Raw genomic sequence first — 18,052 nt, 5'->3', positions numbered from 1 at the left:
TGGCGTTATCCCTTCACGGCGCCCGCGGTCAGACCCGCGGCCATCTTGCGCTGGACGAGGAGGAACAGGACGACGATCGGCACGGCCATCATGGTGGCTCCGGCCATCATCGGGGCGTACTCGGTGCCGTGCTTGGTCGTGAAATTACCGAGCCAGACGGTGGCGGTCTGGTTCTTCTGGCTCATCAGCATCAGGGCGTAGAGGTATTCGTTCCACGCCTGGATGAACGCGTAGACGGACGTGGCCACCATGCCCGGGGCCAGCAGCGGGAAGACCACGCGGACGAAGGCGCCGGTGCGGCTGCATCCGTCGACCATCGCGGCCTCCTCCAGCTCCTTGGGGATGTTGACGATGAAGCCGCGCAGCGTCCACACCGTGAAGGGGAGGATGAAGGTCAGGTAGGTGATGATCAGGCCCGAGAGCCTGTCGTACTGGTCCAGGTCGTTCAGCAGCAGGAAGACCGGGATGATCATGGCCACCAGAGGGACCATCTGGACCGCGAGGATGCCGACGATCACGACCTTGCGGCCGCGGAAGGCGAAGCGGGAGATGGCCAGGGCGGCCAGCATGCCCACGATGATGCCGATGACGACCACCGAGACGGACACGACCAGGCTGCGGCCGACCGGGCCCCAGAAGTCGGCGATGTCCAGCGCGCGGCGGAAGTTGCCGAACGTGAGGCCGGTGGGGAAGACGCTCGGGTCGGGGTCGATGGCGTCCTTGGCCGGCTTGAAGGCCGTGTTGAACATCCAGTACACGGGGAAGCCGGCGGTGAGGAAGACCAGCAGGCCGAGCACGTTCCAGCCGAGCTTGGACGTGCCCGGCCGCGAGGACTTGCCTCCCGCGGCGGACGCCCGCCGGGGCGTGGCGACGACGCTCATTCGACCTCTCCGATCTTCAGCATCTGGCGCATGTACACGGCGACCACGCCCAGCAGGAGGAGCACGGTGAGCAGGGCGATGGCGGAGCCCTGCGCGTAGTCGTTGACGACGAAGGCCCGGTCGTACGAGTACGTGGTGAGCAGCTGGAACTCGTCCTCGGGGTGGCCGCCGCGCATCACGAAGACCTGCGGGAAGACGCCCATGTCCCAGATGACGGAGAGGGTCGTGAGCATCACGATGATCGGCTTGAGGATGGGCAGCGTGACGAACCGGAAGACGCCCCAGGAGCCGGCGCCGTCGAGTCGCGCGGCCTCCTCCAGTTCGGCGGGGACCTGGGTGAGGCCGGCGCTGAGGGTGATGACGACGAACGGCACCGCGCCCCAGACGACCAGGAGCATGATCACGGCCAGGCCCTGGGGGCCGCTGGCGAACCAGTTGTGGCCGATCATGTCCACGCCGGGGAGCCTGCTGAGCAGCGCGTTGAAGATGCCGTAGTCGGAGTCGAACAGCCACTTGAAGACGGTGGTGGCGACGATGATGGGCATGCCCCAGCTGGCCACCAGCACGATGTTGACGAGGGTCTTCACCCAGCCGGAGACGCGCTGGAGGAGCAGGGCGATCAGCATGCCGACGACCATCGTGAAGATCACGGAGCCGCCCGCGAAGATGATCGTGCGCAGGACGACCGCCCAGAACTGGCCGTCCGCGAGGACCGTGGCGAAGTTGTCGAAGCCGACGGACTCGGCCGGCTGGAAGCCCCAGAGCTGGGACTGGCCGAACTTCTGGAACGAGAGCGTGACCAGCCGGACCAGCGGGTAGCCGAGGACCAGCACGAGGATCAGCAGACAGGGGGCGAGCAAAGCCCAGGGGGTCGCCGCCGTTCCCGACGTCCGTCGCTTGCGCGGTGTTCCGGGCGCGGCGGCCGGTGGCGGTGGCGCCGGCCGCTGCGGCGGCGCCTTGGCGGGGGTGGTGGTGTCTGCGGCACTCATCGCGCGCTCCTCAGCGGTCCCTCAGGTCGTACGAAGGCGAAGGGCCCGCACGGCGGGCCCGCGGGGACGAACCCGCGGGCCGGGCCGTACGGCGGACGGGGCCCCGCCCCTCCGTGGCGGAGGACCGACGGGGCCCCGTTTCCGGGTCACTTGGTGTTGATGACCTTGTCGATCTTGGCGTCCGCTTCCTTCGCGGCGTCCTCGACCGACTTCTTGCCGGTGCCGATGCTCTGCAGCATGGTCTGCAGGACCTGGGCCTTCTCGACCTGGCCCCAGCCCGGCGCCATCGGGACGAACCAGTTGGACTCGGCGGCGGTGGCCGGGACGGCCGTCGCCGGGTCGTCCTTCAGGGTCGCGAGGTCCGTCTTGTTGTTCGGCAGGTTGCCCTTGGCCATCAGGCCCTTCTGGCCCTTGGCGCCGGTGAAGGCGTTGATCCACTCGGCGGCCACGCCCTGCGCCTTCGACTTCACCGGGACGGCGAGGTCGGAGCCGCCGAGGAAGACGGGGAGGTTGTTGCCGGACGGGCCGGGCATCACGAAGTTCTCGAGGTTGCCCTTGAGCTTGCCGGTCTTGTCGCTCTTGGGGTCCTCGGCGGTCGCGCCCTCCCAGGCGGCACCGAAGATCATGCCGGACTTGCCCTGGCCGTAGACGATGTAGCGGTCGGACTCGTCCTTGGTCTTGTCGCCGTGCATGTACGTGTCGACGACGTTCTTGAACTCGGTGAGGCCCTTGACCGACTCGGGCGAGGAGAGGTTGGCCTTCCACTGGCCGCCCTCCTCCTTCGCGATGGAGCCGCCGGCGTCGTAGACGAAGGACATGGCCGCGTACCAGTCGCGGGTGGGCTGGTACCAGGCGCTGAACTTGTCGCCCTCCTTCTTCTGGATCTTGTCCAGGGCGGAGGTGAGCTCGGCGTAGGTCTTCGGCGGGCTCTTCACGCCGACGGACGCCGCGACGTCCTTGCGCCAGTTGCCGACGCGGCCACCCGCGTAGTACGGCACGCCGTAGGTCTTGCCCTCGTAGGTGACGGAGGCCTTGAGGCCGTCCAGCCAGGCGTCCGAGTTCTCGAACTTCGACGTGTCCAGGGGAGCGAAGGCGCCCTTGACCATGTAGCCGAGCATCTCGGTGTTGCCCATCTCGACCACGTCGGGCGCCTTGTCGGTGGCGAGGACGGCGTCGAGTTTGGTGTTCTTGTCCGGCCAGCCGTAGTACTCGTGGTTGATCTTGATGCCCGGGTGCTTCGCCTTGACCGCCGCGTCGGCCGCCTTGACCAGCTCGGGCCAGTTGTTCTGCGCGTCGACCGTGAGCCAGACCGTCAGCGCCTTGGCGTCCGCGGCCTTGTCCGACCCCCCGGACTTGTCGTCACTGTCCCCGCACGCCGCGATGGAGAACATCATGCCCGCGATACCGATCGCGGCTATCAGCTTGCGCTTCACGCCACCCTCCTCAGGGATGCCACAAACCCCCCTGCTCCCCGCGGTGACATACGACGTGTGACCGCCCGTGGGGCCGGGACTGGACCAATGGTGTAGACCAGTACCGGGAGCTTGGCCTAGACCTAGGGGGGTGTCAAGGGTGTGTAAGCCCGTCCTCTCGTCCGTTATGCGACCTACATATGCAAGGACCTTTAAGTAGGCAAGCGGCATAAAGGGCAGGGCCGTTCGGGAACCCCGGCCGGACGGCGGGCGAACCCCCGGCACACCCCGGACGGCCCGCGCGTCCCCCTGCCCCGCCGCGCGGCACCGGCCTCCCGGGCACCGCCGCGCACCGAGCAAGCGGGCGTGATGGACTAGACCAACACGGAGGCCGACGGTATATAGAGAGGATCACGGAGCGTGCGGGGGGACACTCGCACGACAAGCCGTGCCACGATGTGAGCCGTGACCGACGGAACGTCGGTCGCTTCGGCATCCGGAGCCGGGAAGGCGGAGCATGAGCACCGACGTCAGCAGTGCGGAGAACGAGGGTGGGGCGCCCATCCGTACCGCACGCGTGCCCAAGTACTACCGGCTCAAGAAGCACCTGCTCGACATGACGGAGACGCTGCCGCCCGGTACGCCGGTCCCGCCCGAGCGGACGCTGGCCGCGGAGTTCGACACCTCGCGCACGACCGTGCGGCAGGCGCTTCAGGAACTGGTCGTCGAGGGCCGCCTCGAACGCATCCAGGGCAAGGGCACCTTCGTCGCCAAACCCAAGGTCTCCCAGGCACTGCAACTCACCTCCTACACCGAGGACATGCGCGCCCAGGGCCTGGAGCCCACCTCGCAGCTGCTCGACATCGGCTACATCACCGCGGACGAGACGCTCGCCGGCCTGCTGGACATCTCGGCCGGCGGCCGGGTGCTGCGCATCGAGCGGCTGCGGCTGGCGAGCGGCGAGCCGATGGCGATCGAGACGACCCACCTGTCCGCCAAGCGCTTCCCCGCGCTGCGCCGCTCGCTGGTGAAGTACACCTCGCTCTACACCGCGCTGGCCGAGGTGTACGACGTCCATCTGGCCGAGGCCGAGGAGACCATCGAGACCTCGCTGGCCACCCCGCGCGAGGCCGGGCTGCTCGGCACGGACGTGGGGCTGCCGATGCTGATGCTCTCCCGGCACTCGCTGGACAAGGTGGGCGAGCCGGTGGAGTGGGTGCGGTCGGTCTACCGCGGCGACCGGTACAAGTTCGTCGCCCGCCTCAAGCGCCCGACGGACTGAGCGGACGGACCGGGGGGCCGGCGGGCGCGGCGTGCCCGCGTTCGGGCCGGCGCCGAGCCCCCGGGCGCCGCCCGCCGGCACCCACACCAAGCCTCCACACCAGCCCTTCGAGCAGGGGTTCCCAAGAGCCGAACCGTCGCCTAGATTGCCTGCGCGTTACACAGGTGATCGCCAGGAGACGGGAGCCGCCGTATGCCAGACCTGCCCGAAGTGAGAAGACCGGTGGTGACACCGGTGCGCGTGGTGATCGCGCTCTGCCTGCTCGCGCCGTTCGTGGCGATGCTGTGGGTCGGCTCCTACGCCAGGACGGACCCCGCCTTCATCGGCATCCCCTTCTTCTACTGGTACCAGATGCTGTGGGTGGTCCTGTCGACGGCGCTGACCGTGACCGCCCACCAGCTGTGGCGGCGTGACCAGCGGGCCCGCGCGGCCGAAGGAGGTACCGGAGCATGAACGACGGCGTGAACGGCGTCGCTCTCGGCGTCTTCGTCTTCTTCTTCCTCGCCGTCACGGTCATGGGCTTCCTGGCCGCCCGCTGGCGCAAGGCCGACAACGAGCACAGCCTCGACGAATGGGGCCTGGGCGGACGGTCGTTCGGGACCTGGGTCACCTGGTTCCTGCTCGGCGGCGACCTCTACACGGCGTACACCTTCGTCGCCGTCCCGGCGGCCATCTACGCGGCGGGCGCGGCCGGTTTCTTCGCCGTGCCGTACACCATCCTGGTGTACCCGCTGATCTTCACCTTCCTGCCCCGCCTGTGGTCGGTCTCCCACCGGCACGGCTACGTGACCACCTCGGACTTCGTCCGCGGCCGGTTCGGCTCCAAGGGCCTGTCCCTGGCCGTCGCCGTCACCGGCATCCTGGCGACCATGCCCTACATCGCGCTCCAACTGGTCGGCATCCAGGCCGTCCTCGACGTGATGGGCGTGGGCGGCGGCGAGAGCACCAACTGGTTCGTCAAGGACCTGCCGCTGCTCATCGCCTTCGGCGTGCTGGCCGCCTACACCTACTCCTCGGGTCTGCGGGCCCCGGCGCTGATCGCCTTCGTGAAGGACACCCTGATCTACATCGTGATCGCGGTGGCCGTCATCTACATCCCGATCAAACTCGGCGGCTTCGACGAGATCTTCAAGGCCGCGGGCGACAAGTACACGGCGGCCGGAGCCGGCGGGCTCGTCCCGCCGGGAGCGGGCCAGTGGACCTACGCCACGCTCGCCCTCGGCTCGGCGCTCGCGCTGTTCATGTACCCGCACTCCATCACCGCGACGCTGTCCAGCCGCAGCCGCGAGGTGATCCGGCGCAACACGACCATCCTTCCGCTCTACTCGCTCATGCTGGGCCTGCTGGCACTGCTCGGGTTCATGGCCATCGCCGCCGGGGTGAAGGTGCAGAACGGCCAGCTCGCCATCCCGCAGCTCTTCGAGAACATGTTCCCGGCCTGGTTCGCGGGCGTGGCGTTCGCGGCCATCGGGATCGGCGCGCTCGTCCCGGCGGCCATCATGTCGATCGCGGCCGCCAACCTCTTCACCCGGAACATCTACAAGGACTTCATCAAGCCGGACGCGACCCCGAAGGAGGAGACCCGCGTCTCCAAGATCGTCTCGCTGCTGGTCAAGGTGGGCGCGCTCGTCTTCGTCCTGACGATGGACAAGACGGTCGCGATCAACTTCCAGCTGCTGGGCGGCATCTGGATTCTGCAGACCTTCCCGTCGCTGGTCGGCGGACTGTTCACCCGCTGGTTCCACCGCTGGGCGCTGCTGGCCGGCTGGGCGGTCGGCATGGCCTACGGCACGCTCGCCGCCTACGGGGTGGCCTCGCCGACCCAGAAGCACTTCGGCGGCAGTTCCAAGGAGATCCCCGGCATCGGGGAGATCGGCTACATCGGCCTGACGGCGTTCGTCCTGAACGTGGTCGTCTCCGTCGTCCTCACCTTCGCCCTCAGGGCGTTCAACGCGCCCGACGGCGTCGACGAGACCTCGCCGGAGGACTACACGGCCGACGCGGGCGACCCCGGCGTGCGGACGGACCTCCCGCCGGCCACCGCGGGCGCGAGCAACTGAGCGACACCCCGGGCCGTCGCGCGCGCCCGGGTCCGAGCGGGGCGGCGGGCCGCCGGAGAGAATCCGGCGGCCCGCCGCCCCGTCCGTCCGGCACACTCGGCTCCATGGACTTCGTGATCAGGCAGGCGCGGCCGGCGGAGTACCCGGCCTTGGGCGAGATCACCGCGCAGGCGTATCTCGGCGACGGGCTGCTCGACTTCGGGGCGGCCGATCCGTACCTGGCGAGGCTCCGCGACGTCGCCGGGCGGGCCGCGGACGCCGACGTCCTGGTCGCCGCCGCCGGGGACCGGGTGGCCGGCGGGGTGACCTTCGTGCCGGACGGCGGCCCCCTGGCGGACATCGCCCGTCCCGGCGAGGCCGAGATCCGGATGCTCGCCGTCGCGCGCGCGTTCCGCGGCCGGGGCGCCGGGGAGGCGCTCGTGCGGGCCTGCGCCGAACGCGCGGGGGCCGTCCCGGGGTGCGTGCGGGTCGTGCTGTCGACGCAGCCGTCCATGCTCGCCGCCCACCGGCTCTACGGGCGCCTGGGCTTCACCCGCGCCCCGGAGCGCGACTGGAACCCGGTCCCGGAGCTCGGCGACATCCGGCTGCTCACCTACGAGTTGACGCTCCGGCACGCTCCGTAGCCCTCATCGAGGACAACACGACACAACATGTGGGGGTGCTCTCGGGGCCCGGCACAAGATGTATGCTCGTGCTCGCTGTCGCCGCAGGGGAATCCGGTGCGAATCCGGAACTGTCCCGCAACGGTGTACTTGTGCGTTTTCGTCCCGCGGACGGGCCCGCACACGTCTCAGTCCGAGGACCTGCCGACAGCGCGCCCCGGCCGTCCGGCCCGGGTGCCGACGACGTCCGGGCCTCGCGGAGTGGGCCGGTGGACGCGGTGCGCTGGCTGCCCAGAAGCGCTTCCGTGTGCCCCCGTGCTCCCCGACAGGCCCCGTGCCGAGCGAGGGAGAGTCCCACGTGACCATCGCGCCAGCAGATCCGGCCTCAGCGACCGCGCACCAGGACCCGGTGGAGACCGACGGCCCCCAGGGCGCACTGCTGCGGACCCTGACGGACCTCACCGCCGACCTCGCCGACGCCGACCCCGGCCGGGTCGCCGCCGCGGCGCTGCGGGGCCGCTCCGCCAACGCCGACGAGGCCGAGCTGCGCGAACTGGCCACGGAGGCGGCCGCCGGCCTCATCTCCGAGGACCCGGTGTACTCGCGGCTCGCGGCCCGGCTGCTGACCCTGAGCATCGCGGCCGAGGCCGCGTCCCAGGGTGTCACCACGTTCTCCGAGTCGGTCGCGGTCGGCCACCGCGAGGGCCTGGTCGCCGACCGCACCGCCGCGTTCGTGCGGCTGCACGGCGCGCGGCTGGACGCGCTGATCGACGCCGAGGGCGACGACCGCTTCGGCTACTTCGGCCTGCGGACGCTGCACAGCCGCTACCTGCTCCGCCACCCCATCACCCGCCGGGTGGTGGAGACGCCGCAGCACTTCATGCTGCGGGTGGCCGCCGGTCTGGCCGAGGACGACACGACGGGCGCCGTCGAGGAGGTCGCCGCGCTGTACCGGCTGATGAGCCGGCTCGACTACCTCCCGTCCTCCCCCACCCTGTTCAACTCCGGCACGCGGCACCCCCAGATGTCGTCCTGCTACCTGCTCGACTCCCCGCTCGACGAGCTGGACTCCATCTACGACCGCTACCACCAGGTGGCCCGGCTCTCCAAGCACGCCGGCGGCATCGGGCTGTCCTACTCCCGCATCCGGTCACGCGGTTCGCTGATCCGCGGCACCAACGGGCACTCCAACGGCATCGTCCCGTTCCTCAAGACGCTGGACGCCTCGGTCGCCGCGGTCAACCAGGGCGGGCGGCGCAAGGGCGCGGCGGCGGTGTACCTGGAGACCTGGCACTCCGACATCGAGGAGTTCCTGGAGCTGCGCGACAACACCGGTGAGGACGCCCGGCGCACGCACAACCTGAACCTCGCGCACTGGATCCCGGACGAGTTCATGCGCCGGGTGAACGAGGACGGCGTCTGGTCGCTGTTCTCCCCCGCCGACGTGCCCGAGCTGGTCGACCTGTGGGGTGACGCGTTCGACGCCGCCTACCGCAAGGCCGAGGAGGCGGGCCTCGCCAGGAAGACCCTCCCGGCCCGCGACCTGTACGGCCGCATGATGCGCACCCTCGCGCAGACCGGCAACGGCTGGATGACCTTCAAGGACGCCGCCAACCGCACCGCCAACCAGACGGCGGAGCCCGGCCACACCGTGCACTCCTCGAACCTGTGCACCGAGATCCTGGAGGTCACCGACGACGGGGAGACCGCGGTCTGCAACCTGGGCTCGGTCAACCTGGGCGCGTTCGTCGTCGGTGACGACATCGACTGGGAGCGGCTCGACGCGACCGTGCGCACCGCGGTGACCTTCCTCGACCGGGTCGTGGACATCAACTTCTACCCGACCGAGCAGGCCGGCCGCTCCAACTCCCGCTGGCGTCCGGTCGGTCTGGGCGCCATGGGCCTTCAGGACGTCTTCTTCAAGCTGCGGCTGCCGTTCGACTCTGCGCAGGCGCGCGCCCTGTCGACCCGGATCGCCGAGCGCATCATGCTCGCCGCCTACGAGGCGTCCGCGGACCTCGCCGAGCGCAACGGCCCGCTGCCGGCCTGGGAGAAGACCCGCACCGCCCGCGGCGTGCTGCACCCCGACCACTTCGACGTCGAGCTGAACTGGCCCGAGCGCTGGGCGGCGCTGCGGCAGCGCATCGCCGAGGTCGGCATGCGCAACTCGCTGCTCCTCGCCATCGCGCCGACCGCCACCATCGCCTCGATCGCGGGCGTCTACGAGTGCATCGAGCCGCAGGTGTCGAACCTGTTCAAGCGCGAGACGCTCTCCGGCGAGTTCCTCCAGGTCAACTCGTACCTCGTGGCCGAGCTGAAGAAGCTCGGGGTGTGGGACGCGCAGACCCGTGAGGCGCTGCGCGAGTCCAGCGGTTCGGTCCAGGGCTTCACCTGGGTGCCGCAGGACGTGCGCGATCTGTACCGCACGGCCTGGGAGATCCCGCAGCGCGGCCTGATCGACATGGCCGCGGCGCGGACCCCGTTCCTGGACCAGGCGCAGTCGCTGAACCTGTTCCTGGAGACGCCGACGATCGGCAAGCTCTCCTCGATGTACTCGTACGCCTGGAAGTCGGGCCTGAAGACGACGTACTACCTGCGGTCCCGGCCGGCGACGCGCATCGCCCGCGCGGCCCGGGCCCAGGCGCGCCCTGAGAAGACCATCCCCGTCCAGCAGGCCGCCGACCCCGAGGCCGTCGCCTGCTCCCTGGAAAACCCCGAGTCCTGCGAGGCCTGCCAGTGATGACCGACACCGACCGCGAGAAGGCCGGGTCCGAGAAGAACCTGCTCGACCCGGGCTTCGAACTGACGCTCCGTCCCATGCGCTACCCGGACTTCTACGAGCGCTACCGGGACGCGATCAAGAACACCTGGACCGTCGAGGAGGTCGACCTCCACTCGGACGTCGCCGACCTGGCGAAGCTCACACCGGGCGAGCAGCACATGATCGGCCGGCTGGTCGCGTTCTTCGCGACGGGCGACTCGATCGTGGCGAACAACCTCGTGCTGACGCTGTACAAGCACATCAACTCCCCCGAGGCCCGGCTCTATTTGAGCCGCCAGCTGTTCGAGGAGGCCGTGCACGTCCAGTTCTATCTGACGCTGCTCGACACGTACCTGCCCGACCCCGAGGACCGCGCGGCGGCCTTCGCCGCGGTGGAGAACATCCCCTCCATCCGCGAGAAGGCGCAGTTCTGCTTCCGGTGGATGGACTCGGTGGAGAAGCTCGACCGGCTGGCGGACAAGGCGGACCGCCGTCGCTTCCTGCTGAACCTCATCTGCTTCGCCGCGTGCATCGAGGGCCTGTTCTTCTACGGCGCCTTCGCGTACGTCTACTGGTTCCGCAGCCGGGGGCTGCTGCACGGTCTGGCCACCGGCACCAACTGGGTGTTCCGCGACGAGACGATGCACATGAGCTTCGCCTTCGACGTCGTGGACACCGTCCGCAAGGAGGAGCCCGACCTCTTCGACGACGCGCTCCGGGAGCAGGTCACCGCCATGCTGCGGGAGGCGGTCGACGCGGAGCTGCAGTTCGGTCGGGACCTGTGCGGCGAGGGCCTGCCGGGCATGAACACCGACTCGATGCGGCAGTACCTGGAGTGCGTCGCCGACCAGCGCCTCCAGCGGCTGGGCTTCGAGCCGGTCTACGGCTCCGAGAACCCCTTCTCCTTCATGGAGCTCCAGGGCGTCCAGGAGCTGACGAACTTCTTCGAGCGCCGCCCCTCTGCGTACCAGGTGGCCGTGGAGGGTTCGGTCGACCTCGACGAGGACTTCTGACCGTCCCCCACCGCCCGTTCCGCGTCCGGTCCGCCGGCCCGCTCCATCCAGTGGGCGGCGGACCGGCCCGGCGGTCCGGGACCGGCCGGCGCGCGCGGCCGGTGCCCGACGGGCGCGTGCGACGGCGCAGTCCGGCGGCGTCCTCGCGACCCGGCGGGAGCCTGCCCTCGCGGCCGGCTCCCGCCGGGTCCGCCTTTTCACGAGCGGGCCCGCGGCGGATCGGCGGCCGGTTCTCCCCGGCCGTACGGCACCGCGGTGGCCCGGGGGTTCTGTTCGGCGGGCCCCGGCGACGCTCCCGGGCAGACGGGTCGCGGCGGGGAGGGATCCGGTTCCCCCGGTGGCACGTCCAACCCGCAAGGAGGCCACCCCATGCGTCGAACGACCCACACCAGGACCATCGCCCTCACGGCACTGACCCTGCTCGTCGCGGCGGGCTGCGGAACGCAGGGCGGGAGCGAGGCGGGAACGAGCGTGTCGCCGTCGTCCGCCCCGACCGCTCCGTCCGCGACCGCCCCGTCCCCCTCGTCCCCGCCCGCCTCGGCGCCCTCGACCGGCCCCGCGTCCCCGCCCCCGTCGTCCGCCGGGGACTGCACCACCGTGCGGGGCGAACTCGACGCGGCCGACACCGGCCACCGCTTCTGCCTCGGGCTCGGGGACACGCTCCGGGTGGTGCTGGACGGCACCACGCCCCGCCCGTGGAAGCCCGTGCGAACCGACGGCGAGGCGCTGGAGGCCGCCAACAGCGGCATCGTCCTCCAGCCCGGCGACGCGTCCGCGGCCTACCGGGCGGTCTCGGCGGGGACCGTCCGGCTGACCTCGTCGCGGCCGATGTGCCCGAGCGATCCGGGCCGCGTCTCGTGCAAGGGACTTCAGGAGTGGACGGTCACGGTGGTGGTGACCAGGCCCTGAGACCGCGGTGGCCGCCCGGTGTCACGCGGGACACCGGCGGCCGCCCGGAGCTGACGGTCCACGCGCCGCTCACGGGCCAGCCCGATCAGGGACGGGAGCGCCACGAGAGCGAAGACGACGAGAACGACGAGGATGCCGGCGAGGTGGTCCGAGAACGTGTTCATGGACACCAGTGTCCGCCGGATGACTCCTTACCGTGAGTGGCAGAACTGCCGCACACCCTCGATTTACTGCCATCGCCGGTGCACACTGGAGCCATGCTGACCAACGTGGCCGCCGTGCTGCTCGACGGCGTGCATCCCTTCGAACTCGGCGTGGTGTGCGAGGTGTTCGGCCTCGACCGCAGCGACGAGGGACTCCCCGTCTACGCGTTCGCGGTCGTCTCCGCCGAGGGCCCCACCCTCGGCACCCACGTCCCCGGCTTCACCGTCTCCACGCCGTACGGCCTCGACCGCCTGGAGGAGGCCGACCTGGTGGTCGTGCCCGCCGGGAACACCTACGCAGTGCGCGGCTACCCGCCCGACCTGCTCGCGGCGCTGCGCCGGACGGTCGACCGCGGGGCTCGTGTGCTGAGCGTCTGCTCGGGCGTCTTCGTGCTCGGCGCGGCCGGCCTGCTGGACGGCCGGCGCTGCGCGGTGCACTGGCAGCACGCCGGCGAGCTGGCCCGGCAGTACCCGAAGGCGATCGTCGAACCGGACGTGCTGTACGTGGACGCCGACCCGGTGATCACCTCGGCCGGCACCGCGGCCGGGATCGACGCCTGTCTGCACATCGTCCGCAAGGAGCAGGGCACCGAGGTCGCCAACACCATCGCCCGGCGGATGGTGGTCCCACCGCACCGGGACGGCGGCCAGGCCCAGTACATCGAGCGCCCGCTGCCGCGCTCGCGGTGCGACACGGTCGGCGACGTGCTGGTGTGGATGGAGCGCCACCTCGACCGCGAGACGACCGTCGAACAGCTCGCCGCCCGCGCCCACATGGCCCCGCGCACCTTCGCGCGCCGCTTCCAGCAGGAGACGGGGACCACGCCCTACCGCTGGCTGCTGGACCAGCGGGTGCTGCTGGCGCAGCGACTGCTGGAGGCGTCGGACGAAACGTTGGACGCGATCGCCGGCCGCACCGGCTTCGGCACCGCCGCCGCGCTGCGCCACCAGTTCGTGCGCAGTCTGGGCACGACCCCGCAGGCGTACCGGCGCACGTTCAGGGGCCCGGAGGCGGCCTGACCGTGCGGCGGGTGGACGGGCGAGCGGGGGCGCCCCGGACGCGCGGGCGGCGACCGGGGCGGGTTGCGAGCGTCCCCTCGTTCGCCCGGAGGCGCGAGGGGGCGTTCGCGACACGCCCCGGTGCCGTGACCGGAAGGGTGCGCCGGACGACTCGCGGCGTCCGGTGCGCTGCCGCGCCGGGCGGAGCGTCGCCCGGGTACGGGGGATGCACCCGGGTGATGCGACGACGCGGCGAGCTGCCGCACCGGACGCCGCGAGCCGGTGGACCTCCCCGGACGGCCCTCAGCGCGGGTCGGCCTTCAGCCGCAGGTTCTGCGGGCGCAGGGTGATGCCGACGCGGGTCGCGTCGTTGGAGCCGGCGACCTGCCGGAAGCGCCAGCGGGAGGCCACGGTCGCGGTGACGAGGGTGAGTTGCGCCATCGAGAAGTGGTCGCTGGGGCACTTGCGGTTGCCCACGCTGAACGGGCGCATCGCGTACTTCGGGATGTCCTTGGAGCGCTCCGGGAGCCAGCGGTCCGGGTCGAAATCCAGGTTCTCGTCGTACGACCGGGGATCGCGCTGGATGGCGTAGGGGCTGTAGACGATGTCGGCACCGGCCGGAATGCGATAGCCGCCCAGTTCGGTTTCGGTCACCGCGCGCCGCGTCAATATCCATACGGCGGGGCGCAAACGCATGGCCTCGACGACGACATTGTTGGTGTGCGACAGCTTCCGGACGTCGGCGAATCCGACGGGCCGGTCCCCGACGACGGATTGGACCTCGGCGGCCACCTTGTCCGCTTGTTCCGGTTGTTCGGTGAGGACCTGGAGCAGCCACATGATCGTGGACGCGATGGTTTCGCTTCCCGGGGTGAGTATCGCGACGACCTGGTCGTGGATCTCCTGTTCGTCGATGGGATCGCCGTCGTCGTTCTTTGCTTCCAGCAAGGCCGTCAGCAAATCGTCCGGCTTTTGACCAGATGCACGGCGCTCGGCGATGATCTCGTCCACCAGGGCATGCAGATCGGCCAATGCCCGGTCGAATTTGCGCATCGAGGGAAGCGGGAGGCGATAGAGCGGTCCGGCGGGTATGACCATGCGCTGGTACATGCCGCGGAACACGGTCGCGAGGGCGAGGCTGAGCCGCTCGGCGCGCTCGTCCATGAAGCGCCCGCGCAGCAGGCAGCGGGCGGCCATCCGGACGGCGACGCGGAAGGACTCGGAGGTGCAGTCCACGGTCGCCCCGTCCGCCCAGCGGTCGGCGAAGGCGCGGGACTCCTCCTCCATGATCGGCCCGTACTCGGGGATGATGTCGGCGCGGAACGCGGGCTGGATGGTGCGCCGCTGGCGGCGGTGCATCGGGCCGTTGGCCGTCGCCAAGCCCTTGTTGCCCAGCAGCCCTTCCAGCGACTCCCACAGGGGGCCGCCGATCTCGTAGTCCGGGTTGAGCGCCAGCGCTCCGGTGAGCGCGGGGGTGGTGACGGCGTAGACCGTCTTGGGGCCCATCTTCAGGCGGACGACGTCGCCGTGGTCGCGGAGCTGGGTGAGGAAGGCGAGCGGGTCGCGGGCCAGTTTCCAGCCGTGCCCGAGCAGGGGCAGCCCGCCTCCGGCGAGGGGCGGAACGGACAGCTCCCGCGCCTCGGGCACCTCGGGTCGTACGGACTCGACGGTCATTTCCCACCTGCCGCTTCATTGTTGACGTACGGGGGTGTCGAGCGGTCGTCCCAGCTGTCGACCATGTACCGGCCCGACTCGTGGTGGAACCAGTACACGGAGCTGAACCAGTTCCGCATGTTGGCGACGCACGCCCGCACCGCGGCACTCGTCGCCTTTCCGTGGCCGGTGCCGTCCACCAGATCCTCGGCGAGCCGTAAGACATTCTTCTCGGCGGTCAGGAATTCGCTGATGCATTCCTCGACGCGCTGCCGGATTTCGGTGACTGCTTCTTCGAGCGTCAGGCCCTGATGGTGAATGAGGCTGATGCCGAGATTGTGGACCTCGTCGCCCGCTATCTCTTTCGGCAACGAACAGAGGTCGTTGTACCAGGCGGCGAATTCCTGACTGAGCAGAGCCGCCCGCCGGAATTCCGGGTGCAGCCGTACGGCGTCGGGGAGTTCCCGTCCCGCGCTCGGTTCGAGGAGATCGGTCCAGATCCAGTGCGCGAAGGTGAGCCGGCGCAGTTCGAGGTATTCCTCGACGGTGGGGACCGTACCGGTGAGCCGGTTGCGGAATTCCCTGTCGTACGCCTCGATCACCGCGTGGAAATGGAGCGCGAACCGACGGTTCCAGCTCTGCCCGAGGAACGAGTAGAGCCGGCCCACGCTGTCGGCGAAGCCCGCGACCAGCGGGTCCGGATGGTGCAGGTGACCCCCGGGCTCGTCGAGGGCCGCGTGCAGCTGGAACCTGAGGCTCCGCCAGGCGTCGTGACGGCCGTGCACGATGTCCCGGTCGTGCCGGTCGTCCCAGACGAAGAACCACGCGCTGTAGTCCGCTATCGCCTGCATGACCTCGTCGGGGGCGCCTATGTAGTAGCCCGCCATCAAGTCCGTGTAGCACAGGCCGTCGGCATATTCCTCGACCTTGTCCGCGGGCATCAGCCGCTTTTCGAGGAGCCAGGTCCTGGTCTTCTCCTGGAGCCGCGGCCAATACGGGTGCAGTTGACGGGGAAACCCGGACTCGATCACCGGGAGGGAGAGCGCCGGTGGGACCGCGATCGCTGTCGGTGTCGATGAAGAGCCGTGTGAGAAAGCATGCACGAACTAACCCCTCTCAGCCGCCTGTCGGCATCACGCCCGTCCGCTGTGCGGGCGCGCACCGTTGCGTATCCCCGCACTTCCCATTCAGCACCACAACTGACCGTTCTGGGAACGGATTTGCTCCCTTCACTACCTCAAGGTGCCGAGAATCTCCCCTTGTGTGACTGAATCCGGATCACCGGGAGAGCGCAAGGGAGCGAACGTGCGACGTACATGCGAACGGCGCCCGGTCGGGAGGTTCACCCGACCGGGCGCCGTGCGAGCCGACCCACCGGACGCCGTGGGTCACACGTGTGACCGTCCGCCACCATCGTGCGGAGCGGCGGGACGCGTACCGGGGAGGGCGGTCAGTCGTTCGCGACGACCGGGTAGCGCGGTTCGTTCTCGGCCATCTGCCGCAGCGCGTCCTTGCGGTCCCGCTTCGAGAGCCGGTCGATGTAGAGAGAGCCGAACAGGTGGTCCGTCTCGTGCTGGAGGCAGCGCGCGAAGTAGCCCGTGCCGCGCACCCGGATCGGGTGGCCCAACTCGTCCTGCCCGGTGACCTCGGCGTAGTCGGGGCGGGCCAGCGGAGCGTAGGCGGTGGGCACCGACAGGCAGCCCTCGTTGCTCTCGTCGAGCTGGCGCCGCTCGGCCGGCAGGTCGACGAGGCGGGGGTTGCAGATCACGCCCACGTGCCGGGTGCCCTGGTCGTCCTGGCAGTCGTAGACGAAGACCTTGAGGTCGACACCGATCTGGTTGGCGGCCAGGCCCACGCCCTCGGCGGTGCGCTGGCTCGCGAACATGTCGGCGACCAGCCGGTCCAGGTCGGCGCCGAAGTCGGTGACGTCCTTGCACTCCCTGTGCAGCACCGGGTTGCCCACCACCGTGATGGGACGCGAGGTACCCCGCTCGCGGTAGGCCGACTCGCGCTCCTCGGCGTCCTCGGTGTCGATGACGAAGCCGTCGTCGTCCACGGGGAGCACGCCCGCGTGCTGCTGATCGGTTTCCTGCTGGGCCATGACGACGTACGCCTTCCTCACACCTGCGGAAAATTCTGCGGTACAGCCTACGGGGACCTCAGCAGACCTCTTCCAGGTCCCGCCAGTCCCGGGAGTCCGGGCTGTCCGCCACCCAGCCGTCCAGCAGACCGCGCACCAGCGACGCGGGTGCCGCCAGGCCGCACTCGCGCTCGGGCACCCACAGCTGCCCGTCGGTCCGGTGCCCCAGCGGGCCCGGGTGCCCCGGCTCGCTGTGGTCGTGCGGGTCCAGGTGCTCCCCGTCGCCCTCGTCGGACGGCATCCGGGACTCCGAGCACATCCGGCACAGCAGCCGCACGGACGAGGACCAGTCCTCGGCCGCGAACCCGGCGTCGGCGGCGAGCTGCTCCAGCGCGTCCCGGTCGTCCTCGCTCGCCGCCTCCAGCAGCACGACCCAGGTCGGCACCGGGGAGGGGGCCCACAGCTCGATCTCGTCGAAGACCGGGTAGGAGTGCCCGGCCGCGATGGTCCGCTCGCCGTGCGGCACGCCGTCGTGCAGCACGACCTCGCCCCAGCGGCGCCCCGAGGACGGCAGCGGGATCGACAGCACCTCGATGCGGGCGGGGTCCAGCCGGCGCCCCCACACCACCTCGGCCTCGCCTTCCGGCGACAGCCGCACGGCCGCGCTGCCGAGGTCCATGCCCGCCGGCTCGCCCGACACGGCGGCACCGCCGGGGACCCGGAGCCCGTACGCCTGCCAGGCGCGGCGGGCCAGCGGCCAGTCCTGGAGGGCGGTGGCCGCGATCCCCACGTTCCACCAGTCGGGGGCGCCGGCCTCCCGGTCGAGCAGCGCGACGGCCCGCAGGCCGGCCGCTCTCGCCTGCTCCCAGTCGTGCCGGAACTTGTGCAGCAGCGCCAGGTTGAACCAGGACTCCGACAGCCAGGGCTCCAGGTCGGCGGCCCGCGTCAGCAGCGCTCCCGCGTCCTCGTACCGGCCGTCGCCGATGAGCGTGAAAGCCCGGTCGGTGGCCTGCCGCCATGAGGCGGAGGGCCGGTGTCGTCCCTTGCCGAAGATCCTCACGATTCCCGCCTGCCAGTTCCTTGCGTTTCCCGCCTGCCGGTCCTTTGAAGAGTCCCTTGGAGACAGTGCGGGCCCGGGCAGGCCCGTACCCCCGAACACCCTCTTCCTCGCATCCAACCACGTACCGTCGGACGGCCGCTCATTACCC

Annotated in this window: 16 protein-coding genes and 1 riboswitch; of the genes, 8 read left to right on the top strand and 8 right to left on the bottom strand. The window is 70.4% G+C overall.

Annotation, left to right across the window (positions count from 1 at the left end; translation table 11 throughout):
* Positions 1 to 5: 5 nt before the first annotated feature.
* From ACGFS9_RS15470 to ACGFS9_RS15460, 3 genes are all read right to left on the bottom strand, one after another.
* Positions 6 to 881, bottom strand: a complete 876-nt coding sequence (locus ACGFS9_RS15470; RefSeq protein ID WP_393253542.1) for a carbohydrate ABC transporter permease — start codon at positions 879 to 881, stop codon at positions 6 to 8.
* Positions 878 to 1,870 carry a carbohydrate ABC transporter permease gene (locus ACGFS9_RS15465; RefSeq protein ID WP_393253540.1) on the bottom strand — a complete coding sequence of 331 codons (993 nt, stop codon included), beginning with the start codon at positions 1,868 to 1,870 and terminating at the stop codon, positions 878 to 880. The genes ACGFS9_RS15470 and ACGFS9_RS15465 overlap by 4 nt, the downstream gene beginning before the upstream one ends.
* 146 nt (positions 1,871 to 2,016) lie before the next feature.
* Positions 2,017 to 3,303 carry an extracellular solute-binding protein gene (locus tag ACGFS9_RS15460; RefSeq protein ID WP_393253539.1) on the bottom strand — a complete coding sequence of 429 codons (1,287 nt, stop codon included), beginning with the start codon at positions 3,301 to 3,303 and terminating at the stop codon, positions 2,017 to 2,019.
* Positions 3,304 to 3,799: 496 nt separating this feature from the next.
* Here ACGFS9_RS15460 and ACGFS9_RS15455 point away from each other — a divergent pair, with 496 nt between their 5' ends.
* The 7 genes from ACGFS9_RS15455 to ACGFS9_RS15425 all read left to right on the top strand — a co-directional run bounded on the left by ACGFS9_RS15455 (position 3,800) and on the right by ACGFS9_RS15425 (position 11,909).
* Positions 3,800 to 4,564 carry a GntR family transcriptional regulator gene (locus ACGFS9_RS15455; protein ID WP_355864709.1) on the top strand — a complete coding sequence of 255 codons (765 nt, stop codon included), beginning with the start codon at positions 3,800 to 3,802 and terminating at the stop codon, positions 4,562 to 4,564.
* 192 nt (positions 4,565 to 4,756) lie between these two features.
* On the top strand, positions 4,757 to 5,017 hold the full coding sequence (locus tag ACGFS9_RS15450; RefSeq protein WP_393253538.1) for a DUF3311 domain-containing protein: 261 nt from the start codon (positions 4,757 to 4,759) through the stop codon (positions 5,015 to 5,017).
* Positions 5,014 to 6,624, top strand: a complete 1,611-nt coding sequence (mctP, locus tag ACGFS9_RS15445; protein WP_393253536.1) for a monocarboxylate uptake permease MctP — start codon at positions 5,014 to 5,016, stop codon at positions 6,622 to 6,624. The genes ACGFS9_RS15450 and mctP overlap by 4 nt, the downstream gene beginning before the upstream one ends.
* A 104-nt stretch (positions 6,625 to 6,728) precedes the next feature.
* Complete coding sequence (locus ACGFS9_RS15440) at positions 6,729 to 7,247, top strand: GNAT family N-acetyltransferase (protein WP_393253534.1); 519 nt, start codon at positions 6,729 to 6,731, stop codon at positions 7,245 to 7,247.
* A 45-nt stretch (positions 7,248 to 7,292) separates the two neighbouring features.
* Positions 7,293 to 7,450: riboswitch (cobalamin riboswitch) on the top strand.
* A 134-nt stretch (positions 7,451 to 7,584) separates the two neighbouring features.
* Positions 7,585 to 9,966, top strand: coding sequence for a ribonucleoside-diphosphate reductase subunit alpha (locus ACGFS9_RS15435; protein ID WP_393253532.1), 2,382 nt, complete (start codon positions 7,585 to 7,587; stop codon positions 9,964 to 9,966).
* Positions 9,966 to 11,000 (top strand): ribonucleotide-diphosphate reductase subunit beta, encoded by a 1,035-nt coding sequence (locus tag ACGFS9_RS15430; protein ID WP_393253530.1) that lies wholly within the window; start codon positions 9,966 to 9,968, stop codon positions 10,998 to 11,000. Before ACGFS9_RS15435 ends, ACGFS9_RS15430 begins: the two co-directional genes overlap by 1 nt.
* 369 nt (positions 11,001 to 11,369) lie before the next feature.
* Entirely contained in the window at positions 11,370 to 11,909 is a 540-nt protein-coding gene (locus tag ACGFS9_RS15425; RefSeq protein WP_393253528.1) for a hypothetical protein, read from the top strand.
* Here the strand turns inward: ACGFS9_RS15425 and ACGFS9_RS15420 are convergent.
* Positions 11,870 to 12,073 carry a hypothetical protein gene (locus tag ACGFS9_RS15420; RefSeq protein WP_393253527.1) on the bottom strand — a complete coding sequence of 68 codons (204 nt, stop codon included), beginning with the start codon at positions 12,071 to 12,073 and terminating at the stop codon, positions 11,870 to 11,872. The two genes, ACGFS9_RS15425 and ACGFS9_RS15420, sit on opposite strands and share 40 nt — an antisense overlap.
* Before the next feature lie 93 nt (positions 12,074 to 12,166).
* Between ACGFS9_RS15420 and ACGFS9_RS15415 the strand changes: the two genes are divergently transcribed.
* Positions 12,167 to 13,132 carry a helix-turn-helix domain-containing protein gene (locus ACGFS9_RS15415; protein WP_393253525.1) on the top strand — a complete coding sequence of 322 codons (966 nt, stop codon included), beginning with the start codon at positions 12,167 to 12,169 and terminating at the stop codon, positions 13,130 to 13,132.
* Positions 13,133 to 13,414: 282 nt separating this feature from the next.
* Here ACGFS9_RS15415 and ACGFS9_RS15410 read toward each other — a convergent pair whose 3' ends face one another.
* The 4 genes from ACGFS9_RS15410 to ACGFS9_RS15395 form a co-directional block, all read right to left on the bottom strand.
* Positions 13,415 to 14,785, bottom strand: coding sequence for a cytochrome P450 (locus ACGFS9_RS15410; RefSeq protein WP_393253524.1), 1,371 nt, complete (start codon positions 14,783 to 14,785; stop codon positions 13,415 to 13,417).
* Positions 14,782 to 15,867, bottom strand: coding sequence for an epi-isozizaene synthase (gene cyc1 / locus ACGFS9_RS15405; RefSeq protein ID WP_393253522.1), 1,086 nt, complete (start codon positions 15,865 to 15,867; stop codon positions 14,782 to 14,784). Before cyc1 ends, ACGFS9_RS15410 begins: the two co-directional genes overlap by 4 nt.
* 347 nt (positions 15,868 to 16,214) lie before the next feature.
* A complete protein-coding gene (gene def, locus ACGFS9_RS15400) occupies positions 16,215 to 16,865 on the bottom strand; it encodes a peptide deformylase (protein WP_393253520.1) in 651 nt (216 codons plus the stop codon).
* 58 nt (positions 16,866 to 16,923) lie between these two features.
* Positions 16,924 to 17,904 (bottom strand): tetratricopeptide repeat protein, encoded by a 981-nt coding sequence (locus ACGFS9_RS15395; protein ID WP_393253518.1) that lies wholly within the window; start codon positions 17,902 to 17,904, stop codon positions 16,924 to 16,926.
* Positions 17,905 to 18,052 lie beyond the last annotated feature (148 nt).

Source organism: Streptomyces sp. NPDC048566, assembly GCF_043199735.1.
Lineage (GTDB): Bacteria > Actinomycetota > Actinomycetes > Streptomycetales > Streptomycetaceae > Streptomyces.
This window is presented reverse-complemented; position numbering and strand designations above follow the sequence as displayed.

What these genes read in the sequence shown, in the direction of transcription:
- ACGFS9_RS15470 (WP_393253542.1), bottom strand. Translation starts at nt 881, where the DNA reads ATGAGCGTCGTCGCCACGCCCCGGCGGGCGTCCGCCGCGGGAGGCAAG.
- mctP (WP_393253536.1), top strand. Translation starts at nt 5,014, where the DNA reads ATGAACGACGGCGTGAACGGCGTCGCTCTCGGCGTCTTCGTCTTCTTC.
- ACGFS9_RS15440 (WP_393253534.1), top strand. Translation starts at nt 6,729, where the DNA reads ATGGACTTCGTGATCAGGCAGGCGCGGCCGGCGGAGTACCCGGCCTTG.
- ACGFS9_RS15425 (WP_393253528.1), top strand. Translation starts at nt 11,370, where the DNA reads ATGCGTCGAACGACCCACACCAGGACCATCGCCCTCACGGCACTGACC.
- def (WP_393253520.1), bottom strand. Translation starts at nt 16,865, where the DNA reads ATGGCCCAGCAGGAAACCGATCAGCAGCACGCGGGCGTGCTCCCCGTG.
- ACGFS9_RS15415 (WP_393253525.1), top strand. Translation starts at nt 12,167, where the DNA reads ATGCTGACCAACGTGGCCGCCGTGCTGCTCGACGGCGTGCATCCCTTC.
- ACGFS9_RS15420 (WP_393253527.1), bottom strand. Translation starts at nt 12,073, where the DNA reads ATGAACACGTTCTCGGACCACCTCGCCGGCATCCTCGTCGTTCTCGTC.
- ACGFS9_RS15410 (WP_393253524.1), bottom strand. Translation starts at nt 14,785, where the DNA reads ATGACCGTCGAGTCCGTACGACCCGAGGTGCCCGAGGCGCGGGAGCTG.
- ACGFS9_RS15455 (WP_355864709.1), top strand. Translation starts at nt 3,800, where the DNA reads ATGAGCACCGACGTCAGCAGTGCGGAGAACGAGGGTGGGGCGCCCATC.
- ACGFS9_RS15465 (WP_393253540.1), bottom strand. Translation starts at nt 1,870, where the DNA reads ATGAGTGCCGCAGACACCACCACCCCCGCCAAGGCGCCGCCGCAGCGG.
- ACGFS9_RS15430 (WP_393253530.1), top strand. Translation starts at nt 9,966, where the DNA reads ATGACCGACACCGACCGCGAGAAGGCCGGGTCCGAGAAGAACCTGCTC.
- ACGFS9_RS15450 (WP_393253538.1), top strand. Translation starts at nt 4,757, where the DNA reads ATGCCAGACCTGCCCGAAGTGAGAAGACCGGTGGTGACACCGGTGCGC.